This window comes from Neobacillus muris (genome assembly GCF_943193175.1).
In the GTDB taxonomy this organism is placed as follows: Bacteria; Bacillota; Bacilli; order Bacillales; family Cytobacillaceae; genus Neobacillus; species Neobacillus muris.
The window spans coordinates 152,488-175,648 of the sequence record NZ_CALPDF010000003.1 but is presented as its reverse complement, the minus strand read 5'-3'; the positions used below and the strand labels follow the sequence as shown (position 1 = coordinate 175,648).

Here is a 23,161-nt window from a genome sequence, read left to right as displayed (position 1 = left end):
CGAATACGAAGGTTTACTTAGAGATAATCAAACAGCTAAGAGAAATGATAACGGCTGATGGACTCAAGCCGGGAGATAAAATTCTTTCTGAACGTGAACTGTCCGAGCGCCTGAATTTCGGGCGCTCTTCCGTTAGGGAAGCCCTAAGGGCACTAGAAATGCTGGGCCTAATCGAAACGCGAAGAGGGGAAGGAACTTTTATCCGCGATTTTCGCGACCACCGGCTGGTACAGCTCCTAAGTACGTTTATTTTGCAGGATGAAAAAGCGAAAACAGATGTTTTCGAGACGCGAAATATGATTGAAATGGATGGTCTCCGATTAGCCCTTCAAAAAATGGATAAGGAAAATCAAGAGGGGCTCTTGGAATGGGTAAAAACAGCCGACATCGTTCATGAAGATGATTTTTTTTACAGGATCATGATGCTTGCAGACAATTACCTGTTATTTAGAATGTGGATTATTTTAAAAGAATATTATGATTCATTGGTTTCCAATCATCATTCATGTAAACGGGAAGACTATTTAGAAATAGCAAGATCATTGGCAGATCGCGATGAAGCCCATACCCTGGCAGCTTATCGGGAATTACGAAATTTGTCTCGCGATGACGACAAAAACTAACAAATTTTATACTTTATTTATTTTATATTAAAATTTGTACATACCCTTGGACAGGGTATTTTTCAACTACAAGTGGTCTGGCCACTAAACGGGCAATCAACGTATGAGATTGGTGTAAGAAAGAAAGACTGCTGATAGGACGAGGCAAACTTCCGATTAGCGGGATTGTTTACAAGGGAGGATTCATTTTGGCGCTTAAAGATTTATTTACCAAACCTCAGACAAAGAAAAAGAAGTACGCAGCCATTCCAACAGAAGCGGTAAAAAGTGATGTTCCTGAAGGAATTATGACCAAATGCCCTTCTTGTAAAAAAATAATGTACACGAAAGAATTATTAAAAAATGAAAAAGTATGTCTGCACTGCGGACATCATTTCCAAATGAGTTCGATGGAACGGATCAATAGTTTTATTGATGCTGGGAGCTTTGAGGAGCTGAATGAAGAGATTACGTCGAAAAACCCATTGCAGTTTCCTGATTATATAGAAAAACTGGAAAAAGACAGGGCTAAGGCAAAATTAAATGAAGCTGTCGTAACAGGAATTGGAGCAGTCAATGGCCACAAAATAGTAGTGGCGATCATGGACGCTTCGTTCAGAATGGGCAGTATGGGGTCTGCGGTAGGGGAAAAGATTACCCGCGCAATTGAAATGGCCGATGAATTAGCAGTTCCTTTTATTATATTTACCGCTTCAGGCGGCGCAAGAATGCAGGAAGGCGCATTAAGTTTAATGCAAATGGCCAAAACCAGTGTGGCATTAAAGCGATTCAGTGACAATGGCGGCTTGATTATTTCTATCATGACTCACCCGACTACAGGAGGGGTATCTGCAAGTTTTGCATCGCTGGGGGATTATAACTTTGCTGAACCTGGCGCTCTAATTGGATTTGCAGGCCGCAGGGTAATAGAACAATCGATCCGGGAGAAACTGCCTGAAGATTTTCAAACGGCAGAGTTTCTGTTAAAACACGGCCAACTGGATGCCATCATTTCCCGGCTGGAGATGGTGGATAAAATCACGAACATTCTAGAAATACATCAGCCAGGAGGTGAACTTTCATGGTAGGAGAACTTGATTTTGAACGTCCGGTTATTGAGTTAAGGAAAAAGATTGCTGAATTGAAGGAGTTCACCCAAACTACTGATGTGGATCTAACTACGGAAATCCGAAAGCTAGAGGTGCGGCTCGAAAAATTGGAACGTGATATCTACGAGAATATTAAACCTTGGGATCGGGTTCAAATAGCCCGGCATCCGAACAGGCCGACGACCCTTGATTATATTTCCTACTTATTTGAAGACTTTTTTGAATGTCATGGCGATCGCACCTTTGGGGATGATGAAGCGATCGTTGGCGGTATCGCTAAGTTTAAAGGCTTGCCAGTTACCGTTATCGGCCATCAAAGAGGGAAGGATACGAAAGAAAATATTCGCCGGAACTTTGGAATGCCACATCCGGAAGGATATAGAAAAGCTCTTCGGCTAATGAAACAGGCCGATAAATTTAATCGTCCGATCATTTGTTTTATCGATACAAAGGGAGCGTATCCGGGAAAAGCTGCGGAAGAACGAGGCCAAAGTGAGGCTATAGCCCGTAATCTGTTTGAAATGGCAGGACTTCGGGTTCCCGTCATTTGTATTGTCATTGGAGAAGGCGGCAGCGGCGGTGCATTGGGTCTTGGTGTGGGAAACCGTATTTATATGCTGGAAAACTCCACCTATTCCGTTATTTCCCCAGAAGGCGCAGCTGCAATCCTATGGAAGGATGCGGCATTTGCCCAAAAAGCAGCCGAATCCATGAAAATTACAGCCCCTGACTTAAAGGAATTAAGCGTCATTGATGACATTATTCCTGAGATTAAAGGCGGGGCCCACAAGGATGTTAAAAAGCAGGCAGAGGAAATCGAGAAAACTTTGCTTCTCTCGTTAAAGCAGCTGTTGCCGCTCTCAGAAGAAGAACGGATTGCCGACCGGTACAATCGGTTTAGGAGTATTGGCGAGTTTGGTCTCGTAAATGACTATATCGGCATAAAGTAATATCCGCCAGTTTGCAAGTCCTATTAGAAAAGCGTGCTCCACTGCAGAGCACGCTTTTCCGCATTGTGGAAAATCTGTCGTTTACAGAGAAATTGCCACTCTAGTACCAGCTTCATTAAAATGTTAAAAAAAATTCACTAAAAATTTAATGATATCGCTTCCAACCTAAAAATGAACCGCTTTCAGTTAACACACTATTCCGTCTATTGAAATTGTGTGCTTCTTATAGTTGTTATAGGCATTTCTTCATGTTATTTTATAAATATTCAAGGGTTTTATGTAAATAATAATAGAATAAGCCAATGTATCAAACATAGCTAATTTATTACCTACGAGTATTGTTTTACATAATGATATACGATTAATGAGGTGATGACCATGAAAAAAATTGGTGTACTAACAAGCGGCGGTGACGCTCCAGGGATGAATCCGGCCATTAGGGCAGTAGTCCGAAAAGCAATCTTTAATGATATGGAAGTTTATGGAGTTTACGGCGGTTATGCTGGATTGATTAAAGGGGATATTAAGAAGCTGGAACTTGGTTCTGTTGGTGACATTATACACAGAGGGGGCACGATGCTTCTATCTGCCCGCTGTCCAGAATTTAAATCAAGAGAAGTGCAGCAAATAGGGATAGAGCAGCTAAATGCCCATGGAATTGAGGGTCTGGTTGTGATCGGCGGCGATGGTTCCTATATGGGAGCAAAAGCGTTAACAGAGCAAGGATACCCATGTGTAGGTGTACCAGGCACGATTGATAACGACATACCAGGAACCGATTTTACCATTGGATTTGACACGGCGTTAAATACGGTCATTGATGCCATTGACAAAATTCGTGATACAGCTACATCCCATGATCGAACGTTTGTCATAGAGGTTATGGGGAGAAATGCAGGGGATATTGCTCTTTGGGCTGGACTTGCCGGAGGAGCAGAAACCATTTTGATTCCGGAAGAAAACTATGACATGAATAATATCGTCGAAAGGCTCCGCAAAGGCCAAGAACGCGGCAAAAAGCATAGTATCATTGTGGTGGCAGAAGGTGTCTGCAGCGGCGTTGATTTTGCAAAGCAGTTAAAAGAACTGACAAACAATGATATTCGGGTATCAGTGTTAGGGCATATGCAGCGCGGCGGTTCGCCAAGTGCGCAAGACCGTGTACTTGCCAGCAGATTGGGAGCAAGAGCCGTTGAACTTTTGATGGAAGGAAAGGGCGGCCGGGCAGTAGGCATTGAAAATAATAAACTGGTTGATTACGATATCATTGAAGCACTTGAGCAGCGTAAACATAAAATTGACTTAGATTTGTTTAACCTTTCAAAGGTTCTTTCGATTTAAAAAGATTTTTTCCGTTATGTCAATTCAGAGCAGCGCCCAGGGAATGTCATTCGCGGGCGCTTGGCACTTTATAATAGGAGGCAAATTGAATGTTACGCAAAACGAAGATTGTTTGTACCATTGGACCTGCAAGTGAATCAGTAGACAAATTAACCCAATTAATGAATGCCGGAATGAACGTTGCCCGGTTGAATTTCTCCCATGGGGACTTTGAAGAACATGGGGGCCGCATTAAAAATATCCGTGAAGCTGCAAGTGAGAACGGAAAAAACATTGCGATTTTACTTGATACGAAGGGTCCTGAAATAAGGACACATAATATGCAAAATGGAGCCCTTGAACTTAAGTCTGGTGAATCCATTATTATTTCCATGAAGGAAGTAGAAGGTACACTTGAGAAATTCTCTATTACATATCCTGGTTTAATTGATGACGTTCAAGTTGGCTCTAAAATTCTCCTTGATGACGGACTCATCGGTCTAGAAGTGATTAAGGTTGATAAAGAAGCTGGAGAGATTCTTACTAAAATCCTTAACAGCGGCACATTAAAAAATAAAAAAGGTGTAAACGTTCCCGGGGTTTCGGTTAATCTGCCTGGCATTACAGAAAAGGACAAGAAGGATATCCTTTTCGGCATTGAACAAGGAATCGATTTTATTGCGGCATCATTTGTGCGCCGTGCTAAAGACGTGCTGGAAATCCGTCAGCTCTTAGAAGAACATAATGCAGCCCACATCCATATCATCCCTAAAATCGAAAATCAGGAAGGCGTAGATAATATCGATGAGATCCTGGAAGTTTCCGATGGTTTGATGGTAGCCCGTGGAGACCTTGGGGTGGAAATACCGGCAGAGGAAGTTCCACTTGTTCAAAAAATGCTAATTAAAAAATGTAATGCTATAGGAAAACCGGTTATTACGGCTACCCAAATGCTTGATTCTATGCAAAGAAACCCACGTCCGACACGTGCTGAAGCCAGCGACGTTGCCAATGCCATTTTCGACGGGACAGACGCAATCATGCTTTCAGGTGAAACCGCTGCAGGACTTTACCCGGTTGAAGCCGTACAAACGATGCATAATATTGCATTAAGAGCTGAACAAGCACTCGATCATAAAGAAATCCTTTCGAACCGAAGCAAAAATATAGAGCATAATCTTACTGATGCTGTTGCCCAATCTGTTGCGCATACTGCATTAAATTTAGATGTCAATGCCATTATTACTTCTACAGAAAGCGGCCATACAGCAAGAATGATTGCTAAGTACCGTCCAAAGACCACCATTGTAGCCGTAACCGCAAATGAACCGGTTTACCGCCGCTTATCTCTTGTTTGGGGTGTATTTCCACAGCTTGGGAGAGTTGCTACGTCAACAGACGAGATGCTTGATATAGCTGTTGAAGAGAGCTTGAACAGTGGTATTGTTAAGCATGGTGATTTAGTTGTCATTACGGGAGGTGTTCCAGTTAGCGAGACTGGCACAACCAACCTTATGAAAATTCATGTTGTTGGTGATATTATTGCAAAGGCTCAAGGCATTGGCAGAAAATCTGGCTTTGGTAAGGTTGTAATTGCCCATAATGCAAGTGAAGCCATTGAAAAAGTGAAACCTGGATCGGTTCTGGTCACCATTGGTTCGGACCGCGAAATGGTACCTGCCCTTGAAAAATGCAGTGCGCTTATTACCGAGGAAGGCGGACTTACAAGCCATGCGGCTGTAGTTGGCTTAAATCTTGGCATACCAGTAATTGTTGGCGTACAGAATGCATTGAGCCTATTCAGAGATGGCCAAGAAGTCACCGTTGACTCAACAAGAGGCATCATTTATAACGGGCATGCAAGCGTTTTGTAAAAAAAAAAGCGTCAGCTCCTATGGAGTTGACGTTTTTTATTCGCCCTTTATATAATTCCATAAATCATGAAAAACTCTGGCACGATAAAGAGTGGTAAGAATGACGAGACTAACGGGGCCGACAATCAGTCCTAAGAAGCCAATAAGCTTAAAGCCGACAAATAAGGAAATGAGTGTTGCCAGCGGGTCCATGCCAATATTGGAAGACAATATTTTCGGCTCCATTATCTGCCTTTGGACAAGGACTACTAGATATAGAACCCCAAGTCCAATGGCAAGTCCGATATTTCCGCTTATTGCCATGTAAATGATCCATGGCACAAAAATAATTCCGGTACCAAGATAGGGAAGAATATCAACAATGCCTGCAATCAAGGCTATCGTGATGGCGTAATCGATCCTTAGGATCAAAAGGCCGATTAAAATAATCACGGTCGTAATCGAAATCAAAGTCAATTGGGCTTTGATAAATCCGGCTAAAGCCATTTTCAGATCGATAAATACCGTGTTAAAGCTGTGTTTTGCTTTTTGAGGAAGCAGCTTGCTCCCCCATACCCTTAACCGATTCCAATCCTTGCTGATGAAGAACGTTGCTAATAACGAGAAAATCAGAACCGTCGCAGCGTTTGGGAACCAAGATAAGATATTAGGAATATTTCCAAATAAATTTTGGATAAATGAACCTACAGTAGTTCCAATTTTTGTTCCGACATTTTGAATGTTTTCTATAATCGTATCTTTTTGTCCGGCATCCAGTTTATTGAACATCTTCGTTAAATCATTATAGAAAGGTATAATTTGTGCAGTAAAGTAATCTTCTATAAAAGTAATGAATTTGAGGAGATGCTCAGGCACGACTTTTGATAAATAAGCTGCCCCGGAAACAATTTCGGCAATCAAAAGAGTAATGATTCCAGCGAACGCAGCAAATAGTATAATAAGGCTGATGAAAACGGCAAGCGCCCGCGGCATTCTGGCCTTTTTTTCCAAGAAGTTGACTAAAGGGTTTATCATCAAGGCGATGATCAAACCAATTAGAAAGGGATACGTTATTTTTGATAAATAGTAAAAAGAAACGAGACCTAGAGTGATTGCGCCAATAACAATAATAAAACGTATGGTTCTGTTTAGATACGCAGGATTCAAAAAAGAAACCTCCTTGTCTTTGGAAAGGTCCTAGATTAAGTTTACCATTTTTTGAGTAATGCTGCATGATTTTCCAATACGGAAAATTCGTTATTTATAGAGGTGGAATCCTCCTCCATTAAATTCTAATCCTGCTGTAAGACTGTTTTATTATGATAAAAAGGGGTGTTGATGATGAGTGAATCTATATTATTTCTAATGTTATTATTAATCATCGGCTATATTGCGAAAAACAGTTCTTTAATGATTGCCATCTTAGTTCTCTTGTTAATTAAGACCGGCGGAGCCGGAGACAAGGTATTTCCAATCCTTCAGTCCAAAGGAATCAACTGGGGCGTCACTATGATTACGATTGCCGTTTTGGCGCCTATTGCCAGCGGCGATATTGGATTTAAGGATTTATCCGGTGCGTTTAAATCATTTTATGCCTGGATTGCTCTTCTGTCTGGCATTGTTGTAGCGCTTCTGGCTAAAGGCGGTGTGAAGCTTTTAGCGGATGACCCTCATATCACAACTGCACTTGTCTTGGGGACAATCTTATCTGTTTCCTTGTTTAAGGGCGTTGCAGTGGGGCCGTTAATTGGTGCTGGCATCGCGTATTCAGCCATGAAATTTTTTGAACTATTTCATTAATATTTTTTAAAATAATAATTTTTTAATGTTTTCAATTGCTTTTCATTCACAAAAGTCTGATTATTGTTTATAATAGGCTTGTAAGTGTTTCCTTTATTATATAAACTATATAGGATGACTGTTAAATTGCAGAATTTATTATTTGTTTGAATGAAAGGGCATACATGGTTTTGCAGCGTGGCCGAGCAACCGCTCAGTCAATTTAAGGGCTGGATAAGTGAATAAATATTTTTTAAGAATAGCGGCCTTAATTCTTACTGATGCTGTTTCTTTCAAACTTGACTGGAATCTGCAATGGGTTCCGGGTTTTTAAGTCTTTACAATGGGTAAGGGGAAATTTGAAGGTGAAGGAGAGATATGGATGACAGTAACACGCGGTCTTGAAGGGGTAGTAGCCACAACATCATCAATTAGCTCCATCATTGATGACACGCTGACCTATGTTGGCTACAACATTGATGATTTAGCTGAAAATGCTAGTTTTGAAGAAATTATTTATCTATTGTGGCATCTAAAACTGCCGAATGTTGAAGAATTAGCTGAATTGAAAAATCAGCTGTCCGAAAACGCTGAACTTCCTCAAGAAGTCCTGAATCATTTTAAAACGTATCCAATCCAAAAAGTCCATCCAATGGCAGCACTTCGTTCAGCTGTGTCCCTGTTAGGGTTATATGATGATGAGGCTGATGTTATGGAGGAGGACGCGAATTACCGTAAAGCCATCCGTCTTCAGGCAAAAATGCCTTCCATTGTGGCGGCCTTTGCTAGGGTAAGAAAAGGGCTTGAGCCCATTGCTCCAAAAAAGGATTTAAGCTTTGCAGCCAACTTCCTTTATATGCTGACTGGCAAAGAACCCGAACCAATTGCAGTGGAGGCAATCAATAAAGCGCTTGTCCTTCATGCGGATCATGAATTAAATGCTTCCACCTTTACTGCACGTGTATGTGTCGCAACACTTTCTGACGTATATTCCGGCATTACATCTGCGATTGGCGCCCTTAAGGGACCGCTTCATGGCGGTGCCAATGAGGCCGTTATGAAGATGTTAAAGGAAATCGGGACTCTTGAAAATGTTGAACCATATATTCGTGGGAAATTGGAAAGAAAAGAGAAAATCATGGGCTTTGGACACAGGGTATATCGTAACGGTGATCCTCGTGCCAAGCATCTTAAAGTCATGTCTCAAAAATTAACGGAACTTACTGGTGAACCCCATTGGTATGACATGTCCGTTAAAATTGAGAGCATCGTTACAGGCGAAAAGAAATTACCGCCAAATGTTGATTTCTATTCTGCATCGGTTTATCACAGCCTGGGAATCGACCATGATTTAATGACACCAATCTTTGCCGTCAGCCGTGTATCTGGATGGCTGGCCCATATTTTGGAGCAATATGCAAATAACCGGTTAATCCGTCCACGTGCGGAATATACGGGTCCTGGCATGCAAAAATATGTTCCAATTGAACACAGGGATTAATTTATAAGAGATAAAATTTTACTTTTCATCAAAAAATTGGTGTAATAGGATTGACCATCGAAGGTTAGAGGGATTGGATTCCTCTAACCTTTGATTAAGTCTATATGCTGATACATAACAGGAGGGAGAACAACTATGCAAGGCGAAAAAATTACGGTAACAAACGGGGTATTGAACGTTCCTAACAATCCAATCATTCCATTCATTGAGGGAGATGGAACAGGTCCTGATATTTGGGCAGCTTCCTATAGAGTGCTGGATGCGGCTGTCGAAAAAGCCTATAAAGGGGAACGCAAGTTAATTTGGAAAGAGGTTTTAGCAGGGGAAAAAGCCTTTAACGAGACTGGTGAATGGCTTCCTAAAGAAACTCTTGATGTCATTAATGAATATTTAATTGCCATAAAAGGCCCATTGACGACTCCTGTCGGCGGCGGAATCCGTTCTCTTAACGTAGCATTAAGACAAGAGCTGGACTTATTCGTTTGCTTGCGTCCTGTAAGATGGTTTGAAGGGGTTCCTTCACCAGTTAAGCGCCCTCAGGATACAGATATGGTGATTTTCCGTGAAAATACGGAAGACATCTATGCTGGTATTGAATATGAAAAAGGTTCTGAAGCTGTAAAAAAAGTAATAGACTTCTTACAGAATGAAATGGGTGTCAATAAAATCAGATTCCCAGAAACTTCAGGAATCGGCATTAAACCAGTTTCAGAGGAAGGCACCAACCGTCTTGTCCGTGCAGCCCTGAATTATGCTATTAAAGAAGGACGTAAATCCTTAACATTAGTTCATAAAGGAAACATCATGAAATTCACGGAAGGCGCATTTAAAAACTGGGGTTATGAGCTTGCTGAACAAGAATTCGGCGACAAAGTGTTTACTTGGGCTCAATATGACCGCATTAAAGCAGAACAAGGCACTGAAGCAGCTAACAAAGCGCAAGCTGAGGCTGAAGCAGCTGGAAAAATCATTGTTAAAGATGCGATTGCTGATATCTTCCTGCAGCAAATTCTTACTCGTCCGCGTGAATTTGATGTAGTTGCTACTATGAACTTAAACGGCGACTATATTTCTGATGCGCTTGCTGCACAAGTTGGCGGCATCGGTATTGCACCAGGCGCTAACATCAACTATGAAACAGGACATGCGATCTTTGAAGCAACACACGGCACTGCACCTAAATATGCTGGATTAGACAAAGTCAATCCTTCTTCTGTCATTTTATCCGGCGTGCTTATGCTTGAGCATCTAGGCTGGAATGAAGCCGCTAAAATGATTGTGAAATCAATGGAAAAAACAATTGCATCCAAAGTGGTTACTTACGACTTTGCCCGATTAATGGATGGAGCCACAGAAGTAAAAACTTCTGAATTTGGTGATGAACTAATTAAGAATATGGAATAAGAAAAGTGAAAAGCCCTGGCTAGCGCTGTATGGCTTGGAGCTGAACTTTTCCCAAAGACGTTAAGCTATAAACTTTGGTCATTATATGAAAAGCGAGAGCGCCCGTTTAGGACTGGACGGCAGCAATTGAAAACAACTTTAAGGGGAAGCTGTTTTTCTATAACATGCTGTATGGAAAGGACTGAAATTAACGGGTGCTTTTGTTTATTGATTATGTTAGAGTATAGGCCGGCTCATTTTTATCGGTCTTTCTTTATATTTAATACGAACAAAGGGGATGGGTTTGAATGTCATTGAAACGCAAAAAGATTTCTGTAATTGGCGGTGGGTTCACTGGGGCTACGACAGCATTTTTACTTGCCCAAAAAGAACTTGGGGATGTCGTATTAGTTGATATTCCACAAATGGAAAACTCTACAAAAGGGAAGGCACTTGACATGCTGGAAGCTAGCCCTGTTCAAGGATTTGATGCTAATATTGTTGGGACCTCTAATTACGAAGATACAAGGGATTCTGATATTGTGGTCATTACCGCAGGCATAGCACGCAAGCCTGGCATGAGCCGTGATGACTTAGTTCAAACCAATCAAAAGGTCATGAAAAGTGTTACAAAAGAAATTGTTAAGTATTCTCCGAATTGTATCATTGTCGTGTTAACCAATCCGGTTGATGCGATGACATATACTGTATATAAGGAGTCTGGATTCCCTAAAAACCGCGTAATTGGCCAATCTGGCGTTCTTGACACTGCTCGTTTCCGCACCTTTGTTGCCCAGGAATTAAACCTTTCTGTGAAAGACATTACCGGTTTCGTATTAGGCGGACATGGTGATGACATGGTGCCGCTTGTCCGCTATTCTTTTGCTGGCGGGATCCCGTTAGAAACATTAATTCCTAAAGACCGCTTAGATGCCATTGTGGAACGTACAAGAAAAGGCGGCGGTGAAATCGTTAATCTGCTTGGAAATGGCAGTGCCTATTATGCACCTGCAGCCTCTTTAGTTGAAATGTGTGAGGCCATCTTAAAAGATCAACGCCGTGTGCTTCCTTCGATTGCTTTTCTCGAGGGAGAGTATGGTTATGAAGGCATCTATCTTGGGGTGCCAGCCATTCTGGGTGCCAATGGCATTGAAAAAGTGATTGAATTGGAGCTTACGGCTGAAGAGAAGGCCGCACTTGATAAGTCTGTGGATTCAGTAAAGAACGTCATGAATGTATTAGCATAAAGTAATAAATTCGGGGGCCTTGCTCCCGAATTTTTTTATGCCTGCCAAGCTGACTCGGAAAGAGAGCATAACTGTCGGATAAAAGAGAGTAAATGTCGAAAAGAGGAGCGCAACTGTCGGAAAGAGGGGCGTAACTGTTAGATAAAGCCGTTCAACTTTCGTACCCCATTTCTATAGCATTTCCGCCAAAAGACTTGAGGACGAGAAAAGTTACGTGTTTTATATTATAATGAGGTGAATAGACTAGAGCATACAAAAGGCGGGGATTGGATGGGTGCAAAAGTACTTGTTGTTGATGATGAACAGTCAATTGTGACATTGCTTCAATACAATTTAGAACAAGCAGGCTTTGATGTCGTTACAGCAATGGATGGGGAGACCGGCAAAAAACTGGCCGAACAGGATAATCTAGATATTATTATCCTGGACCTCATGCTGCCGAAAATGGATGGAGTCGAAGTTTGCAAGCAGCTGCGCCAAGAAAAAATCATGACTCCGATACTAATGCTGACAGCCAAAGACGATGAGCTCGATAAAATATTAGGGCTAGAGCTGGGTGCAGATGATTATATGGTAAAACCCTTCAGTCCAAGAGAAGTGATTGCACGGGTAAAAGCCATCCTAAGGAGAACCAATATTCAAAATGGTGCATCCGAGGAGACCATTAAAGAAGGAAGCAAAATCATCATAGGGCCGTTAAGCATTTTTCCTGAAAAATATGAGGCATTTTTTAATGATGAGCTGCTGGAGCTTACTTTAAAGGAGTTTGAGCTGCTGCTCTACCTGGCACAAAATAAAGGAAGAGTATTAACACGGGACCAATTGTTAAGTGCCGTTTGGAATTACGACTTTGCGGGCGATACTAGAATTGTTGATGTCCATATCTCTCATTTAAGAGAAAAAATTGAAGAGGATACAAAGAAGCCTGCCTATATTAAAACCATCCGCGGTCTTGGTTATAAATTGGAGGAGCCAAAAGAAGAATGACCAAATTCCGGACAAAGCTTTTTATTGCTTTAATTACCTTAATTATCGCGGTATTAGTAGGTTTAGGAATTTTGCTTGGCCAGTTATTTAAAAGCTATTATTTGCAATCATTCAATGAAAGGCTAAAAATCGAAAAAGACCTTCTAAGCTTTTATATTGAGGAAAACGGCGGGATTGATTCATTTAATCAACAGGCTGTCATTAAAATAAGTGATTTGCTGCACGACCGGGCTACTGTCACGGATACCAATGGAAAAATATTGTATGATACTGGCGAATTGGAAAATAATAGCGATTCAAGGTTAAGCAGTATTATTCCAGAAGTTATCCAAAAAAAATCAAAGCAGGATGAAAAATTAGAAAAGGGCGATGGCTACGACCTTCATTATTATTGGAAGCCGATTAAAAAAGATGGACAAACGGAAGGGTATATTTTTCTAAGCGTTAAAACCAATGAGTTGAAACAAGCATATGGGCAAATATGGTGGATTCTTTCCATTAGCTTAGGTTTAGCGTTAATCGTGATTATTTATCTTGGCAACCGTATCACATCATCCTATACGAAACCGATAGAAGAGGCAGCCAAAACGGCTCAAGAGCTGGCAAAAGGAAATTACCGTGCACGCGCTTTTGTCGAAAGGCTAGATCAAACAGGAATGCTGGCATCCTCCATCAATATGCTTGCTGAAAACCTTCAAGAGCTTGAAAAAACGCAGGAAATTCAACAAGATCGGTTAACGGCTTTAATTGAAAACATCGGAGCAGGGCTCGTCTTAATTGACAGCCGCGGCTACATCAACCTTATCAATAAGGGGTATATTGATTTATTTCATATCAATCATGCGGATTATTTGCAAAAGCTCTATTATGAAGTCATCGATCAACCAGAAGTTTGTAAAATTGTCGCAGAAGTTTTTCGAACGGAGCACAAAGTGAGCAATCAATTGCAAATGCCGGTAGGGATCGAGAGAAAATACTTCGATGTTTACGGTGTGCCGATCATTGGGACAAACAATGTTTGGAAAGGTGTTTTAGTCGTTTTCCACGATATTACAGAACTGAAAAAATTGGAGTTAATGAGGAAGGATTTTGTCGCCAATGTCTCTCATGAATTGAAGACTCCTGTTACTTCAATAAAAGGTTTTTCAGAAACCCTTTTAGATGGCGCGATGAATAATAAGGAGACACTGGAATCCTTTCTATCGATTATTTTAAAGGAAAGCGAACGGCTGCAATCACTGATTCAAGATTTATTGGAGCTGTCTAAGCTGGAGGCATATGGATTTACTTTAAACAAGCTGGAGTTCGATTTACACCATTTGTTAGAAGACGTAATAAATCTGCTTTCCGGAAAGGCAAAGGAAAAGAATATTTCGCTTGAACTGGCCTGTCTTCCAAACCCGGTCATCATTAATGGGGATGTAGACCGGCTAAAGCAGGTGTTTATCAATTTAATTGCCAATGCGATTACATATACACCTTCAGATGGGGAAGTAACCGTAACATTAACTGAAAATAGGGATTCTGTTGCTATCACGGTAAAAGACACCGGGATTGGAATTGAAAAGGAAGAAATCCCGCGGATATTTGAACGGTTTTATCGAGTGGACCGTGCCAGAAGCCGCAATTCAGGCGGCACAGGCCTGGGGTTGGCCATTGTCAAACATATAGTTGAGGCCCACCACGGAAATCTTCATGTAGAGAGTGAAGTGGGGAAGGGCAGTGTATTTAAGGTCGAACTGCATAAGCAGCAATAAAAAAGATGGAAGGTGAGATTTGGTGGAAACAAAAAAGCTAGTGTTAATTGACGGTAACAGTATTGCGTACCGTGCATTTTTTGCCCTTCCCCTGCTTAATAACGATAAAGGCATACATACAAACGCAGTGTACGGTTTTACGATGATGCTGATGAAAATTCTTGAGGATGAAAAGCCGACCCATATGCTTGTGGCATTTGATGCCGGTAAAACAACCTTCCGGCATAAAACCTTTTCCGAATATAAAGGCGGCAGGCAAAAAACGCCCCCGGAATTATCTGAACAATTTCCATTTATCCGCGAGCTTTTGGATGCCTACAGGATTTCCAGATATGAGCTGGAGAATTATGAAGCCGATGATATTATTGGCACACTTTCTCTAAGAGCTGAGAAAGAAGGCTTTGAAGTCAAGGTGATTTCCGGAGATAAGGATTTAACCCAGCTTACGTCACCGCATACAACGGTTGGAATCACAAGAAAAGGAATTACCGACATTGAAGAGTACACACCAGAGCATGTCATGGAGAAGTATGGGTTAACTCCGGAGCAAATTATTGATATGAAGGGACTTATGGGGGATCAGTCCGATAATATCCCCGGTGTTCCTGGAGTAGGAGAAAAAACGGCTATCAAGCTGTTGAAGGAATTTTCAACAGTGGAAGGCTTGCTGGAATCGCTGGAGCAAGTCAATGGAAAGCTAAAGCAAAAGCTTGAGGAATTCAAGGATCAAGCCATCATGAGCAAGCAGCTGGCAACGATTGAAAGGCAGGCACCCGTTGAGATAGACTTTGGGACAATAGCCTATGAAGGCTTTTCCAGGGCTAAACTGATTAACTTTTTCAAGGAATTGGGTTTCACGTCATTATTGGACAGAATAGGAGAGTCAGTGTCAGAAACAGAGGAATTGACATTAGAGGAGATTGAGTTTGAGATTCCAAAAGAAATAACCAATGAGATCTTTTCTGATGAAAATTATTTTTATGTGGAAATGCTTGATGATAATTATCATCAAGCTGACATGATTGGTTTTGCCCTTGTCAACGAAACCGGCCATTACTTTTTGCCTGTAGAGCAGGCATTAGCTTCAGAGGCATTTAAAACATGGGCTGAGGATCAGCAGAAGACCAAGATTGTGTATGATGCCAAACGGTCAGAGGTATCGTTAAGGAGATTTGGCATTCACTTAACTGGAGTCAAATTTGATATTTTAATCGCCTCGTATCTGCTAAATCCGTCTGAGACTCTTGAAGATTTGGCATCAATCGCCCAAAAATATGGTTTAACGAATATTCAGTCGGATGAGTCGTTTTATGGAAAAGGGGCAAAACGGAGAGTTCCTGAGACTTCAGAGCTTGCCGGCCATCTTGTGAGGAAAAGCCTGATAATGGCTGAGTTGACAGACACGCTCGAAGATGAATTAAAAATAAATGAGCAATACGAATTATTTAAGGAGCTGGAAATGCCGTTATCACTAATTTTGGCTGACATGGAATCGACCGGCATTAAAGTGGAACGGGATCGGCTGCAGGCAATGGGAAGAGAGCTGGGTGAGCGGCTGGTAGAGATTGAAAATAGAATCTGTGAATTGGCAGGTGAAAAGTTTAATATCAATTCACCGAAACAGCTAGGGATCATTCTCTTTGAAAAAATGCAGCTCCCAGTGATCAAAAAAACGAAGACGGGCTATTCGACGTCGGCAGATGTTTTAGAGAAACTTGCTCCTTATCATGAAATCATTGAACATATTCTACTTTATCGCCAGTTAGGAAAACTGCAATCTACTTATATCGAAGGCTTGCTGAAAGTGATTGATCCAAAAACGGACAAGGTCCATACCAGATTCCAGCAAACCCTGACAGCAACAGGAAGATTAAGCTCGATTGATCCTAATTTGCAAAACATTCCCATTCGATTAGAGGAAGGCCGCAAGATACGCCAGGCTTTTATTCCATCTGAGCGGGGCTGGGTCATTTTCGCTGCAGATTATTCCCAGATTGAACTGCGCGTTTTAGCCCATATTTCTGGAGATGAAAAACTGATCCAAGCCTTTAAAGAGGACATGGATATCCATACGAAAACAGCTATGGAAGTTTTCCATGTTGGCAAGGAGGAAGTGACCTCCAACATGAGACGTCATGCCAAGGCGGTCAATTTCGGGATTGTTTATGGAATCAGTGATTACGGCCTTTCACAATCACTTGGCATTTCAAGAAAAGAGGCCGGCCAATTTATTGAGCGTTACCTTGACAGCTATCCTGGTGTTAAGGCCTATATGGATGACATAATCCATTTAGCGAAACAAAAAGGGTATGTAACCACCTTGATGAATCGCCGGAGATATTTGCCTGATATAACAGCACGCAACTTCAATCTGAGGAGCTTTGCGGAACGGACCGCCATGAATACTCCGATTCAAGGCAGTGCTGCCGATATCATAAAAAAAGCAATGATCGATATGGATGAAGCATTAAAGGACAAAGGGTTGAAATCAAAATTGTTATTGCAAGTTCACGATGAACTCATCTTTGAAGCGCCCGAGGAAGAAGTCGAAATTCTAAAAAGTCTAGTCCCGCTGGTAATGGAAAATGCCCTTGAATTAAAAGTGCCGTTAAAAGTGGATTATGCATACGGTCCGACATGGTTTGATGCCAAATAGGACAACAAATCATCATAGATTTTAGCATGTGAGGAGGGATCTCATGCCGGAGCTTCCTGAAGTAGAAACAGTGCGGAAAACCTTAGTCAAGCTTGTCCAATCGAAACAAATTGAAAATATAACTGTTTATTGGCCAAAAATCATTAAAACTCCTTTAGAAGTAGAGCAATTTATTGATGCCCTAAAAGGTGAAACCATAGTGGATGTCGGCAGACGAGGGAAATTTTTAATCATTTACACCGGCCAATATGCGCTGGTTTCTCATTTGCGCATGGAGGGCAGGTACGGGCTGTATCAGCAAGAGGAACCATTTGATAAGCATACACATGTGATTTTTCACTTTACGGATGGAACCGAGCTGCGCTATCGCGATGTACGGAAGTTTGGTACTATGCATTTATATACTAAAGGGGAAGAATTTAAAAAGCCGCCGTTAATGGAACTTGGACCTGAACCTTTTTCCAAGGAATTCACCAAACAGTATTTAAAAAGCAAATTGTCCAAAACCAACCGTAAGATTAAGCCGGCCTTGCTGGATCAAACGATCCTCGTTGGCCTTGGAAATATTTACGTTGATGAAGCCCTGTTTCGAGCAGGAATCCATCCGGAACGGCTGGCCAGTTCCTTAACCGATAAAGAAATAGCCACTCTCCATAAAGAAATAGCCGATACTTTGGGAGAGGCAGTCAAAAAAGGCGGCAGCACGATTCGCTCTTACGTAAACTCCCAAGGCGAAATTGGCATGTTTCAGCTTGAGTTGTATGCTTACGGACGGGAAGGGGATGCTTGCAAAAGATGCGGCACACCCTTGGAAAAAATGAAAGTGGGCGGACGCGGCACCCATTATTGCCCCAATTGCCAAAGGTTAAACAGCTGACAGCGTTTCCTGTTTGACTCGTAAAGAGCACAAGAACAAATGAATAACAAAGGATGGGCTCCTGCCATATACTATCGTAGTGATTTTCTAGGAAGGAGCCTATTGACTATGGGTCAGATATTCTCACTACTGTTACTTGCATTTGCTCTTAGTATTGATAGCTTTAGTGTTGGATTTACTTATGGTTTAAGAAAAATGGTGATGCCGCTTAAATCCGTTCTTATTATTGCGGCCTGTTCTGCGATTTCACTGATGCTGGCGGTGTCTATCGGCCATGGCCTGACAAAAGTGATGTCACCAGAGCTGACAACTAAATTGGGAGGATTCCTGTTAATTTGTATCGGAGCCGTGGTTCTCTACCAATTTTTCCGTCCTGAAAAGGAAAAGGAACCCGTCGACCAGGAAACAACCCTTGTCAATTTTGAAATCCGCTCACTAGGTCTTGCTATCAATATATTAAAAAAACCCATGTCAGCCGATTTTGATCACTCCGGAACCATTACCGGCATCGAGGCTTTCATGTTAGGCTTTGCCCTTTCGCTGGATGCATTTGGGGCAGGGATTGGCGCAGCCATGCTGGGGTTCTCGCCAATATATTTAGCTTTAGCATCAGCGGTTATGAGTTCATTGTTTGTTTTGTTTGGAATTAAAAGCGGCAGTTATTTTCATCGGTTCAACTGGGTTCAACGTTTTTCGTTTTTGCCAGGGATTTTATTGATAATGATTGGTATCTGGAAACTATAATGGATAGAGGAAGGAAATACTAATGACGCTTATGATTGGATTGACAGGCGGTATTGCCAGCGGGAAAAGTACAGTATCCAATATGTTTAAAGAATTGGGAATCACAGTGATTGATGCAGATGTTGAAGCGCGCCTGGCCGTCCAACAAGGAGAACCAGCCTACAAGCTGATTGTTTCTGAATTTGGAGAGGATATTTTATTGGAAAATGGCGAAATTGATCGGCCTAAATTAGGTTCCATCATATTTTATGATTCTGCTTTGAGGCAGCGCCTAAATGAAATTACGCATCCAGAGGTTAGGAAGCGGATGGCACAACAAATGCAAGAAGCGGTGCTGAACGGGGAAAAAGCTGTGGTTTTGGATATCCCGCTGCTTTTTGAAGGCAAATTAACCCATATGGTTGAAAAAACTATACTAGTTTATGTTGATGCAGAGACCCAGCTTAAACGATTAATGAATCGAAATCCATTATCCAAGGATGAGGCCAAAGCCAGAATCCAATCGCAAATGCCGCTTTCTGAAAAAGTAAAACTGGCTGATGCGGTAATTGACAATACAGGCACGATTGAATCCACCAAGCAGCAGCTTCTGGCTATTTTGCGGGGCTGGGGAATTATCGAAGACTAAGCAATAAGAGGGGAAAGCCCTCTTATTTATTTTTGGTTTAAATTCTGAAAAATAAAACTTTTTAAAAATGTGTCTTTTTATTTATCGCAATTACCCTTAAATATGTTATACTAATACCAATAAAAGGTGTTAATAAGTATAACACTAATCTGGAAGGGGCTGTAAAATGAAGGCGCGAATTGCGATAAATGGTTTTGGACGAATTGGGCGGATGGTTTTTCGGCAGGCAATCCTTGAAAACAACCTTGATGTTATAGCCGTCAATGCAAGCTATCCATCGGAAACATTAGCCCATTTGATAAAATATGATACGATCCATGGGAAATTCCAAGGAGAAGTGATTCCATTAGATCATGAACTATTGGTAAATGGGAAACGGGTAAAATTACTAAATGAACGGGATCCAAAGCTTTTGCCATGGCGGGAGCTGGGGGTTGATATCGTGATCGAGGCGACAGGCAAATTTAATGCAAGAGAAAAAGCGATGCTGCATCTCGAAGCTGGAGCGAAAAAGGTCATCCTCACAGCACCGGGGAAAAATGAGGATGTTACGATCGTAATGGGTGTGAATGAAGATGCCTTAAATATTGACCAGCACAGCATTATTTCCAATGCATCATGCACCACCAACTGTTTGGCTCCAGTTGCCAAGGTGTTGGATGACAAATTTGGAATAGAAAGCGGACTAATGACGACCATTCATTCCTATACCAATGATCAAAAAAATATTGATAACCCCCATAAGGATTTACGAAGGGCACGTGCCTGCGCACAATCGATTATCCCAACCACTACTGGTGCGGCAAAAGCCATCTCGCTTGTTCTTCCGCAGTTGAAGGGAAGACTGCATGGCATTTCCTTACGGGTGCCGACTCCAAATGTGTCTTTGGTTGATTTAGTAGTCGATCTGAAGCATGATGTAACCGTTGACGAAGTAAATCATGCGTTTATCGAGGCGAAGAACGGGCCTTTAAAAGGAATTTTAGACCTTACAATGGAACCGCTTGTTTCTGTCGATTTTAATACGAACGATTATTCAGCCGTAATAGATGGCCTTTCTACTATGGTAATGGGAAGCAGAAAGGTAAAAGTCCTGGCATGGTATGACAATGAATGGGGCTATTCTTCCCGCGTGGTGGATCTTAGCTTGCATGTTGCCGAAGCATTGGCGAAAAGAGCTGAGGTAAAGGCTGGTTAAAGGAAATGGCAAAAAGGCAGCTGGTTTCAAACAAAAATTCAGCAAAAGTTCTTAAATTAATAGATAATATGATATAATATTGATATTTAAGGGGTGTATAGTAACTACACCTCTTTTTATATTTTAGGGATTATATTATATACTATTATGTAACGAATAGTTTTGGAGGAGATACCCATGGCCAATTTGTTCACTCGGTATAAGAGGTCGATTGAAACCTCAGACCGGCAATCCGATGATTCCTTGAAGACGCATTATTATAAAACAAAAGCCAGCCAAATGTTGGACACAGTAGAAAAAATATTTAAAGAAGATGCGGATTGCCAGATCAAAACCGTATCAAAAGAACATGGCGAAATTGCTGTAGAAATAAAAAAACCATTTTCTTGCTTTCTTATAGCGACAATTATTCAATCCAAGCCATTGGAGACAGCGGTTGATTTTCATATTTCCACGGAAAGAATTTCACTCACCGGAACATTTCCAGCGTTAAAAAAGCGGATAAATGCTTACTATGACCGGATCAATAAGTTACATACTGAAATAAAACCTAAAAAAAACTAATCAGCATCTACTTGTGTATCGAATCTCTTTTATATAAGATAATAGTAGGATAATGAGAAAATGGATCGGATTCGTTTAGATTTGGAGTTGAGTTGCCAATGAAATGCCCTTCATGTCAGCATTATGGTACGCGTGTACTGGATTCCCGGCCGGTAGATGAAGGACGAGCTACAAGAAGAAGACGTGAATGTGAAGAATGCGGATATCGCTTCACGACCTTTGAAAAAATTGAAGAGATTCCTTTAATTGTGGTGAAAAAAGAAGGCACCAGGGAGGAATTCAGCCGCGATAAAATCCTGCGCGGACTGATTAAAGCCTGTGAGAAGCGGCCGGTTGCTTTAAAGGAATTAGAAGATATTACCCATGGTGTCGAAAAAGATTTGCGCGGCCAAGGGATATCGGAAATTAAAAGCGAAGCCATAGGGGAAATGGTCATGGACAGGCTGGCCAAAGTCGATGAAGTGGCGTACGTCCGCTTTGCGTCCGTATACCGTCAGTTTAAGGATATCAATGTGTTTATTGATGAATTGAAAGAATTGATTAAGAAAGAGAAATCTTAGAGCTAAAGGGGTCTTTGGCTCTTTTTACAATTATATGGAAAGGTCTGACAAAACATGGCGCAGCATTGGCAGGAAATACTTCCTATCGATCGTTATATTGTTACAGCTAATGGGCTGCTGCATGATTATGACCGAAAAGTGCTGACTTTTTTGTATCAGCCGTTAATTGGTTCAGCCTGTCACAGCTTATATATGACCCTTTGGGCAGAGCTGGAAGAAAATCGTCTTTGGTCTGAATCCTCTACCCATCATTTATTGATGAATCTATTAGATCTGAACCTGAAGGATATTTTTCATGCTAGATTAAAGCTAGAAGGGATTGGGCTGTTAAAAACGTATGTCAAATCCATTGATGGAGAACGCTCCTTTATTTATGAACTGTTGCCGCCTTTAAATCCAGAGCAATTTTTTTTAGATGGCATGTTAAATATTTATCTTTATCGTAAAATTGGCAAAAAGCATTTTGCTCGGCTGAAACGGTTTTTCTCTGACCAGCAGCTTCCTAAAGAGCAGGGGTATCAGGATGTGACCAAGGCTTTTCAGGATGTGTTCATTTCAGGCGCACCAGAAAATCTTCAGTATCTGCAGGACTTGACTGAAGAACTGGACAGTGATGAAAATGAACGGTTTATTGGCCGGAATGACCAAAGGGGAATTTCCCTTGAGGGTTATACGTTTGATTTTGACCTTCTTCTGTCGGGATTGCACGAATCTTTAGTGCCGCGAAAGGCCATTAACCAAAAGGTTAAAGAGGTTATTAGCAAATTGGCGTTCCTCTACCATATCGATGCCATCCAAATGAAGAAATTTATTATGGATGCGCTCAATGAGCATGATGAGATTGATGTAGAGCAATTACGAAAAGCGGCACGGGACTGGTATCAATTTGAGAACTATGATCAGCTTCCCAGCCTGATTGAACGAACCCAGCCAGAGGCCCACAAACAGCAGCGACAGAAGCCGAAAACAAAAGAAGAAGAGTTAATCCTCTATTTTGAAACGGTATCTCCATTAAAGGTGTTAAGGGATCTGTCAGTAGGCGGTGAACCATCAGCTTCTGAAATTAAAATTGTGGAAGAAGTGATGATTAATCAAAAGCTGCTGCCAGGTGTGATTAACGTCCTTATTTGGTATGTCATGCTGATTAACGATATGAAATTTACCAAGGGCTATGTTGAAACGATTGCCAGCCATTGGGCAAGAAAACAATTAAAAACGGTTCAGGAAGCCATGGATTTTGCCAGGATAGAGCACAAGAACAAAACGGCAAAAAATGCCGGGAAAACGGCCAAGAAAAAGCCGACCCGAACGGAGTTTCTTCCCGACTGGTTTGATGAAGCACAGCCGGTCCAAGCGAAACAAAGCACACAGGGGGACCCTGAATCCGATATAGAAGCCAAAAAACGCGAAATTGAAGAAATGCTTAAGGCATTCGATGATTAGGAT

General features: G+C 41.5%; 20 protein-coding genes. 19 read left to right on the top strand and 1 reads right to left on the bottom strand.

Annotated features, from left to right (window positions below; translation table 11 throughout):
* Nucleotides 1-44 precede the first annotated feature (44 nt).
* From NFS43_RS03605 to pyk, 5 genes are all read left to right on the top strand, one after another.
* Nucleotides 45-623 carry a FadR/GntR family transcriptional regulator gene (locus tag NFS43_RS03605; protein WP_420910287.1) on the top strand — a complete coding sequence of 193 codons (579 nt, stop codon included), beginning with the start codon at nt 45-47 and terminating at the stop codon, nt 621-623.
* 188 nt (nt 624-811) lie between these two features.
* A complete protein-coding gene (gene accD / locus NFS43_RS03600; protein ID WP_251549551.1) occupies nt 812-1,690 on the top strand; it encodes an acetyl-CoA carboxylase, carboxyltransferase subunit beta in 879 nt (292 codons plus the stop codon).
* A complete protein-coding gene (accA, locus tag NFS43_RS03595; RefSeq protein WP_251549549.1) occupies nt 1,684-2,661 on the top strand; it encodes an acetyl-CoA carboxylase carboxyl transferase subunit alpha in 978 nt (325 codons plus the stop codon). Before accD ends, accA begins: the two co-directional genes overlap by 7 nt.
* A 378-nt stretch (nt 2,662-3,039) precedes the next feature.
* Entirely contained in the window at nt 3,040-4,002 is a 963-nt protein-coding gene (gene pfkA, locus NFS43_RS03590; protein ID WP_251549547.1) for a 6-phosphofructokinase, read from the top strand.
* Nucleotides 4,003-4,091: 89 nt separating this feature from the next.
* A complete protein-coding gene (pyk, locus tag NFS43_RS03585; protein WP_251549545.1) occupies nt 4,092-5,855 on the top strand; it encodes a pyruvate kinase in 1,764 nt (587 codons plus the stop codon).
* A 36-nt stretch (nt 5,856-5,891) separates the two neighbouring features.
* Here pyk and ytvI read toward each other — a convergent pair whose 3' ends face one another.
* A complete protein-coding gene (gene ytvI, locus NFS43_RS03580; protein WP_251549543.1) occupies nt 5,892-7,001 on the bottom strand; it encodes a sporulation integral membrane protein YtvI in 1,110 nt (369 codons plus the stop codon).
* A gap of 171 nt (nt 7,002-7,172) precedes the next feature.
* Between ytvI and NFS43_RS03575 the strand changes: the two genes are divergently transcribed.
* The 14 genes from NFS43_RS03575 to NFS43_RS03510 all read left to right on the top strand — a co-directional run bounded on the left by NFS43_RS03575 (nt 7,173) and on the right by NFS43_RS03510 (nt 23,158).
* Nucleotides 7,173-7,634: a DUF441 domain-containing protein gene (locus NFS43_RS03575; protein ID WP_251549541.1), complete on the top strand. Its 462-nt coding sequence runs from the start codon at nt 7,173-7,175 to the stop codon at nt 7,632-7,634.
* A 361-nt stretch (nt 7,635-7,995) separates the two neighbouring features.
* Nucleotides 7,996-9,114 carry a citrate synthase gene (citZ, locus tag NFS43_RS03570; protein WP_251549540.1) on the top strand — a complete coding sequence of 373 codons (1,119 nt, stop codon included), beginning with the start codon at nt 7,996-7,998 and terminating at the stop codon, nt 9,112-9,114.
* Between the two features lie 135 nt (nt 9,115-9,249).
* The gene (icd, locus tag NFS43_RS03565; protein ID WP_251549538.1) at nt 9,250-10,518 is read left to right on the top strand and encodes an NADP-dependent isocitrate dehydrogenase; all 1,269 of its coding nucleotides are present in this window, start codon (nt 9,250-9,252) and stop codon (nt 10,516-10,518) included.
* Nucleotides 10,519-10,805: 287 nt separating this feature from the next.
* A complete protein-coding gene (gene mdh, locus NFS43_RS03560; protein ID WP_251549536.1) occupies nt 10,806-11,744 on the top strand; it encodes a malate dehydrogenase in 939 nt (312 codons plus the stop codon).
* Nucleotides 11,745-12,014: 270 nt separating this feature from the next.
* On the top strand, nt 12,015-12,731 hold the full coding sequence (locus NFS43_RS03555; RefSeq protein ID WP_251549713.1) for a response regulator transcription factor: 717 nt from the start codon (nt 12,015-12,017) through the stop codon (nt 12,729-12,731).
* Complete coding sequence (pnpS, locus tag NFS43_RS03550; protein WP_251549534.1) at nt 12,728-14,488, top strand: two-component system histidine kinase PnpS; 1,761 nt, start codon at nt 12,728-12,730, stop codon at nt 14,486-14,488. Before NFS43_RS03555 ends, pnpS begins: the two co-directional genes overlap by 4 nt.
* A 19-nt stretch (nt 14,489-14,507) precedes the next feature.
* On the top strand, nt 14,508-17,144 hold the full coding sequence (gene polA / locus NFS43_RS03545; RefSeq protein ID WP_251549532.1) for a DNA polymerase I: 2,637 nt from the start codon (nt 14,508-14,510) through the stop codon (nt 17,142-17,144).
* Between the two features lie 43 nt (nt 17,145-17,187).
* Complete coding sequence (mutM, locus tag NFS43_RS03540; protein ID WP_251549530.1) at nt 17,188-18,021, top strand: DNA-formamidopyrimidine glycosylase; 834 nt, start codon at nt 17,188-17,190, stop codon at nt 18,019-18,021.
* Between the two features lie 108 nt (nt 18,022-18,129).
* On the top strand, nt 18,130-18,765 hold the full coding sequence (gene ytaF, locus NFS43_RS03535; protein ID WP_251549528.1) for a sporulation membrane protein YtaF: 636 nt from the start codon (nt 18,130-18,132) through the stop codon (nt 18,763-18,765).
* Nucleotides 18,766-18,787: 22 nt separating this feature from the next.
* On the top strand, nt 18,788-19,393 hold the full coding sequence (coaE, locus tag NFS43_RS03530) for a dephospho-CoA kinase (RefSeq protein WP_251549526.1): 606 nt from the start codon (nt 18,788-18,790) through the stop codon (nt 19,391-19,393).
* A 166-nt stretch (nt 19,394-19,559) separates the two neighbouring features.
* On the top strand, nt 19,560-20,591 hold the full coding sequence (locus NFS43_RS03525) for a glyceraldehyde-3-phosphate dehydrogenase (RefSeq protein WP_251549524.1): 1,032 nt from the start codon (nt 19,560-19,562) through the stop codon (nt 20,589-20,591).
* Nucleotides 20,592-20,768: 177 nt separating this feature from the next.
* Nucleotides 20,769-21,155, top strand: a complete 387-nt coding sequence (locus tag NFS43_RS03520) for a hypothetical protein (protein WP_251549523.1) — start codon at nt 20,769-20,771, stop codon at nt 21,153-21,155.
* Between the two features lie 98 nt (nt 21,156-21,253).
* The gene (nrdR, locus tag NFS43_RS03515) at nt 21,254-21,715 is read left to right on the top strand and encodes a transcriptional regulator NrdR (protein WP_251549521.1); all 462 of its coding nucleotides are present in this window, start codon (nt 21,254-21,256) and stop codon (nt 21,713-21,715) included.
* Nucleotides 21,716-21,769: 54 nt separating this feature from the next.
* The gene (locus NFS43_RS03510; protein ID WP_251549519.1) at nt 21,770-23,158 is read left to right on the top strand and encodes a replication initiation and membrane attachment family protein; all 1,389 of its coding nucleotides are present in this window, start codon (nt 21,770-21,772) and stop codon (nt 23,156-23,158) included.
* Nucleotides 23,159-23,161 lie beyond the last annotated feature (3 nt).

Excerpts from the sequence above, each read along its gene's own strand:
- mutM (WP_251549530.1), top strand. The coding sequence starts at position 17,188 with ATGCCGGAGCTTCCTGAAGTAGAAACAGTGCGGAAAACCTTAGTCAAG.
- nrdR (WP_251549521.1), top strand. The coding sequence starts at position 21,254 with ATGAAATGCCCTTCATGTCAGCATTATGGTACGCGTGTACTGGATTCC.
- coaE (WP_251549526.1), top strand. The coding sequence starts at position 18,788 with ATGACGCTTATGATTGGATTGACAGGCGGTATTGCCAGCGGGAAAAGT.
- mdh (WP_251549536.1), top strand. The coding sequence starts at position 10,806 with ATGTCATTGAAACGCAAAAAGATTTCTGTAATTGGCGGTGGGTTCACT.
- NFS43_RS03575 (WP_251549541.1), top strand. The coding sequence starts at position 7,173 with ATGATGAGTGAATCTATATTATTTCTAATGTTATTATTAATCATCGGC.
- citZ (WP_251549540.1), top strand. The coding sequence starts at position 7,996 with ATGACAGTAACACGCGGTCTTGAAGGGGTAGTAGCCACAACATCATCA.
- NFS43_RS03525 (WP_251549524.1), top strand. The coding sequence starts at position 19,560 with ATGAAGGCGCGAATTGCGATAAATGGTTTTGGACGAATTGGGCGGATG.
- NFS43_RS03555 (WP_251549713.1), top strand. The coding sequence starts at position 12,015 with ATGGGTGCAAAAGTACTTGTTGTTGATGATGAACAGTCAATTGTGACA.
- NFS43_RS03520 (WP_251549523.1), top strand. The coding sequence starts at position 20,769 with ATGGCCAATTTGTTCACTCGGTATAAGAGGTCGATTGAAACCTCAGAC.
- accA (WP_251549549.1), top strand. The coding sequence starts at position 1,684 with ATGGTAGGAGAACTTGATTTTGAACGTCCGGTTATTGAGTTAAGGAAA.
- icd (WP_251549538.1), top strand. The coding sequence starts at position 9,250 with ATGCAAGGCGAAAAAATTACGGTAACAAACGGGGTATTGAACGTTCCT.
- NFS43_RS03605 (WP_420910287.1), top strand. The coding sequence starts at position 45 with ATGATAACGGCTGATGGACTCAAGCCGGGAGATAAAATTCTTTCTGAA.
- ytaF (WP_251549528.1), top strand. The coding sequence starts at position 18,130 with ATGGGTCAGATATTCTCACTACTGTTACTTGCATTTGCTCTTAGTATT.
- pyk (WP_251549545.1), top strand. The coding sequence starts at position 4,092 with ATGTTACGCAAAACGAAGATTGTTTGTACCATTGGACCTGCAAGTGAA.
- pnpS (WP_251549534.1), top strand. The coding sequence starts at position 12,728 with ATGACCAAATTCCGGACAAAGCTTTTTATTGCTTTAATTACCTTAATT.
- pfkA (WP_251549547.1), top strand. The coding sequence starts at position 3,040 with ATGAAAAAAATTGGTGTACTAACAAGCGGCGGTGACGCTCCAGGGATG.
- NFS43_RS03510 (WP_251549519.1), top strand. The coding sequence starts at position 21,770 with ATGGCGCAGCATTGGCAGGAAATACTTCCTATCGATCGTTATATTGTT.